The organism is Embleya sp. NPDC055664 (assembly GCF_053618075.1).
In genome coordinates, this window is record NZ_JBSHGZ010000087.1 from 1 (window position 1) to 5,382 (window position 5,382).

The 5,382-nt window shown below is 58.3% G+C and carries 2 rRNA genes; both read left to right on the plus strand.

The features are described 5' to 3' along the window. Positions 1–284: 284 nt before the first annotated feature. Positions 285–1,808, plus strand: a 16S ribosomal RNA gene (locus tag ACWGR4_RS48085). Between the two features lie 349 nt (positions 1,809–2,157). Next, positions 2,158–5,285 (plus strand): 23S ribosomal RNA (locus ACWGR4_RS48090). The 16S and 23S rRNA genes sit together here, the layout of an rRNA operon. Positions 5,286–5,382: the final 97 nt, after the last annotated feature.

Sequence of the window (5,382 nt, forward strand, 5' to 3'; positions counted from 1 at the left end):
CGAACGTCAAACGCCCGGAGGGCGCGGTTGATTCCGCACCGAAGGAAGCGTCCGTTCCTTGAGAACTCAACAGCGTGCCAAAAGTCAACGCCAAAGAAACACCCCCGGCGCTGAACGTCTCCTCACTCGGGGAGTCGCGGTCAGTGTTGGTGGTTCCTTTGAAGAAAATCCTGGGTCCTGTCAGTGGGCCCAGGTCACAGCAAGGACGCGGGCGACATACCCGGACTATTCCTCCGGGAGAGTCGCCGCTCACTTATTGTGTTCCACCGGATTACCGGTGAACATCAATGGAGAGTTTGATCCTGGCTCAGGACGAACGCTGGCGGCGTGCTTAACACATGCAAGTCGAACGCTGAAGCCCTTCGGGGTGGATGAGTGGCGAACGGGTGAGTAACACGTGGGCAACCTGCCCTGCACTCTGGGATAACTTCGGGAAACCGGAGCTAATACCGGATAATATCTTCCACCGCATGGTGGGGGGTTGAAAGTTCCGGCGGTGCAGGATGGGCCCGCGGCCTATCAGCTTGTTGGTGGGGTAGTGGCCTACCAAGGCGACGACGGGTAGCCGGCCTGAGAGGGCGACCGGCCACACTGGGACTGAGACACGGCCCAGACTCCTACGGGAGGCAGCAGTGGGGAATATTGCGCAATGGGCGAAAGCCTGACGCAGCGACGCCGCGTGAGGGATGACGGCCTTCGGGTTGTAAACCTCTTTCAGCAGGGAAGAAGCGAAAGTGACGGTACCTGCAGAAGAAGCACCGGCTAACTACGTGCCAGCAGCCGCGGTAATACGTAGGGTGCGAGCGTTGTCCGGAATTATTGGGCGTAAAGAGCTCGTAGGCGGCCTGTCGCGTCGGATGTGAAAACTCGGGGCTTAACCCCGAGCCTGCATTCGATACGGGCAGGCTAGAGTTCGGCAGGGGAGACTGGAATTCCTGGTGTAGCGGTGAAATGCGCAGATATCAGGAGGAACACCGGTGGCGAAGGCGGGTCTCTGGGCCGATACTGACGCTGAGGAGCGAAAGCGTGGGGAGCGAACAGGATTAGATACCCTGGTAGTCCACGCCGTAAACGTTGGGAACTAGGTGTGGGCGACATTCCACGTCGTCCGTGCCGCAGCTAACGCATTAAGTTCCCCGCCTGGGGAGTACGGCCGCAAGGCTAAAACTCAAAGGAATTGACGGGGGCCCGCACAAGAGGCGGAGCATGTGGCTTAATTCGACGCAACGCGAAGAACCTTACCAAGGCTTGACATACACCGGAAACATCTGGAGACAGGTGCCCCTTTTGGTCGGTGTACAGGTGGTGCATGGCTGTCGTCAGCTCGTGTCGTGAGATGTTGGGTTAAGTCCCGCAACGAGCGCAACCCTCGTTCTGTGTTGCCAGCATGCCTTTCGGGGTGATGGGGACTCACAGGAGACTGCCGGGGTCAACTCGGAGGAAGGTGGGGACGACGTCAAGTCATCATGCCCCTTATGTCTTGGGCTGCACACGTGCTACAATGGCCGGTACAATGAGCTGCGATACCGCAAGGTGGAGCGAATCTCAAAAAGCCGGTCTCAGTTCGGATCGGGGTCTGCAACTCGACCCCGTGAAGTCGGAGTCTCTAGTAATCGCAGATCAGCATTGCTGCGGTGAATACGTTCCCGGGCCTTGTACACACCGCCCGTCACGTCACGAAAGTCGGTAACACCCGAAGCCGGTGGCCCAACTCGCAAGAGGGGGAGCCGTCGAAGGTGGGACCAGCGATTGGGACGAAGTCGTAACAAGGTAGCCGTACCGGAAGGTGCGGCTGGATCACCTCCTTTCTAAGGAGCACATAGCCCGCTTCGGTCGCATGTATCGAAGGGGTTGCTCATGGGTGGAACGTTGACTATTCGGTGGGATCCTCCAGGGGTCGATGCAAGTACTGCTCGCAAGAGCGTGGAAAGCGTGGGCGTCGAGGGTGGTTCCGCCGGGCACGTTGTTGGGTCCTGAGGGAATGGGCCCGGCCCTGTCAGCCAGTCGTGGCTGGTGGGGCTGGTCTGTTGTCTCGGGAAGGTTCCGATCCTCGGACGGTCCTCGAACCGCCGGTCTTCATGGCTGGTAGGCGTCGATCTTCAGGTCTGTGGGAATCGGTTGTTGTTTGAGAACTGCACAGTGGACGCGAGCATCTGTGGCCAAGTTGTTAAGGGCGCACGGTGGATGCCTAGGTACCAGGAACCGATGAAGGACGTGGGAGGCCGCGATAGGCCCCGGGGAGCTGTCAACCGAGCTGTGATCCGGGGGTGTCCGAATGGGGAAACCCGGCAGTCGTCATGGGCTGTCACCCGCACCTGAATATATAGGGTGTGTGGAGGGAACGCGGGGAAGTGAAACATCTCAGTACCCGCAGGAAGAGAAAACAACCGTGATTCCGAGAGTAGTGGCGAGCGAAATCGGATGAGGCTAAACCGGTCACGTGTGATACCCGGCAGGGGTTGCGTGATCGGGGTCGTGGGAGTGTGCTTGATCGGTCTGCCGGCCGGTCGGCGAGTCAGAAACCGTATGTGTAGTCGAAGGACATGCGAAAGGTCCGGCGTAGAGGGTAAGACCCCCGTAGACGAAACATGTACGGCTTGCTTGCGCATTTCCCAAGTAGCACGGGGCCCGAGAAATCCCGTGTGAATCCGGCGGGACCACCCGCCAAGCCTAAATATTCCCTGGTGACCGATAGCGGACTAGTACCGTGAGGGAAAGGTGAAAAGTACCCCGGGAGGGGAGTGAAATAGTACCTGAAACCGTGTGCCTACAAGCCGTGGGAGCGTCGTCATCCTCGTTTTGTCGGGGGTGGCCGTGACTGCGTGCCTTTTGAAGAATGAGCCTGCGAGTTTGCGGTGTGTGGCGAGGTTAACCCGTGTGGGGTAGCCGTAGCGAAAGCGAGTCCGAACAGGGCGATTGAGTCGCGCGCCCAAGACCCGAAGCGGAGTGATCTAGCCATGGGCAGGGTGAAGCGCGGGTAAGACCGTGTGGAGGCCCGAACCCACCAGGGTTGAAAACCTGGGGGATGACCTGTGGTTAGGGGTGAAAGGCCAATCAAACTCCGTGATAGCTGGTTCTCCCCGAAATGCATTTAGGTGCAGCGTCGTGTGTTTCTTGCCGGAGGTAGAGCACTGGATTGTTGATGGGCCTCACCAGGTTACTGAGATAAGCCAAACTCCGAATGCCGGTAAGTGAGAGCGCGGCAGTGAGACTGCGGGGGATAAGCTCCGTGGTCGAGAGGGAAACAGCCCAGAGCACCGACTAAGGCCCCCAAGCGTGCGCTAAGTGGGAAAGGATGTGGAGTCGCAGAGACAACCAGGAGGTTGGCTTAGAAGCAGCCACCCTTGAAAGAGTGCGTAATAGCTCACTGGTCAAGTGATTCCGCGCCGATAATGTAGCGGGGCTCAAGCGCACCGCCGAAGTCGTGTCATTCGTATGTTAGCCAAGCCTTCGTGGTTCAGGTGTACGGATGGGTAGGGGAGCGTCGTGCAGCGAGTGAAGTCGCGGTGGAAACCAGTGGTGGACGCTGCACGAGTGAGAATGCAGGCATGAGTAGCGAATCACACGTGGGAAACGTGTGCGCCGGATGACCAAGGGTTCCTGGGGCAGGCTAATCCGCCCAGGGTAAGTCGGGACCTAAGGCGAGGCCGACAGGCGTAGTCGATGGACAACGGGTTGATATTCCCGTACCCGCTACGATGCGCCAGCGCTGAACCTCGTGATGTTAAGGCCGTGAAGCCGCCGGGATCCTTCGGGTGATCGGATGGGTGGAGCCGCCGAACCAATCGGGTAGTAGGTGAGCGATGGGGTGACGCAGGAAGGTAGTCCAGCCCGGGCGGTGGTAGTCCCGGGGTAAGGGTGTAGGGCGAGAGATAGGCAAATCCGTCTCTCATGAAGCCTGAGACCTGATGCCGACCCGATTGTGGGGAAGTGGATGATCCTATGCTGCCGAGAAAAGCCTCTAGCGAGTGTCGTGGCGGCCCGTACCCCAAACCGACTCAGGTGGTCAGGTAGAGAATACCAAGGCGTTCGGGTGAACTGTGGTTAAGGAACTCGGCAAAATGCCCCCGTAACTTCGGGAGAAGGGGGGCCATTGTTGGTGATCCCTCTTGCAGGGTGAGCTGGTGGTGGCCGCAGAGACCAGCGAGAAGCGACTGTTTACTAAAAACACAGGTCCGTGCGAAGTCGTAAGACGATGTATACGGACTGACGCCTGCCCGGTGCTGGAACGTTAAGGGGACCGGTTAGCTCTTCGGGGCGAGGCTGAGAACTTAAGCGCCAGTAAACGGCGGTGGTAACTATAACCATCCTAAGGTAGCGAAATTCCTTGTCGGGTAAGTTCCGACCTGCACGAATGGCGTAACGACTTCTCGACTGTCTCAACCACAGGCCCGGTGAAATTGCACTACGAGTAAAGATGCTCGTTTCGCGCAGCAGGACGGAAAGACCCCGGGACCTTTACTATAGTTTGATATTGGTGTTCGGTTCGGCTTGTGTAGGATAGGTGGGAGACTTTGAAGCCGTGACGCCAGTCATGGTGGAGTCGTCGTTGAAATACCACTCTGGTCGTGCTGGATGTCTAACCTGGGTCCGTGATCCGGATCAGGGACAGTGTCTGATGGGTAGTTTAACTGGGGCGGTTGCCTCCTAAAGGGTAACGGAGGCGCCCAAAGGTTCCCTCATCCTGGTTGGCAATCAGGTGTCGAGTGTAAGTGCACAAGGGAGCTTGACTGTGAGACCGACGGGTCGAGCAGGTGCGAAAGCAGGGACTAGTGATCCGGCGGTGGCTTGTGGAAGCGCCGTCGCTCAACGGATAAAAGGTACCCCGGGGATAACAGGCTGATCTTCCCCAAGAGTCCATATCGACGGGATGGTTTGGCACCTCGATGTCGGCTCGTCGCATCCTGGGGCTGGAGTAGGTCCCAAGGGTTGGGCTGTTCGCCCATTAAAGCGGTACGCGAGCTGGGTTTAGAACGTCGTGAGACAGTTCGGTCCCTATCCGCTGTGCGCGTAGGAGTCTTGAGAAGGGCTGTCCCTAGTACGAGAGGACCGGGACGGACGAACCTCTGGTGTGCCAGTTGTTCTGCCAAGGGCATGGCTGGTTGGCTACGTTCGGGAGGGATAACCGCTGAAAGCATCTAAGCGGGAAGCTTGCTTCGAGATGAGGACTCCCACCAACTTCGGTTGGGTAAGGCCCCCGAGAGACGATCGGGTTGATAGGCCGGGTGTGGAAGCCCTGTGAGGGGTGGAGCTGACCGGTACTAATAGGCCGAGGACTTGTCCTCAGTTGCTACGCGTCCACTGTGTGGTTCCCGAACCGCAATCGGTTTCGGGGAACCCGTTTGATAATTGAATCACCGCATGTGATTTCTGGTTCACCGA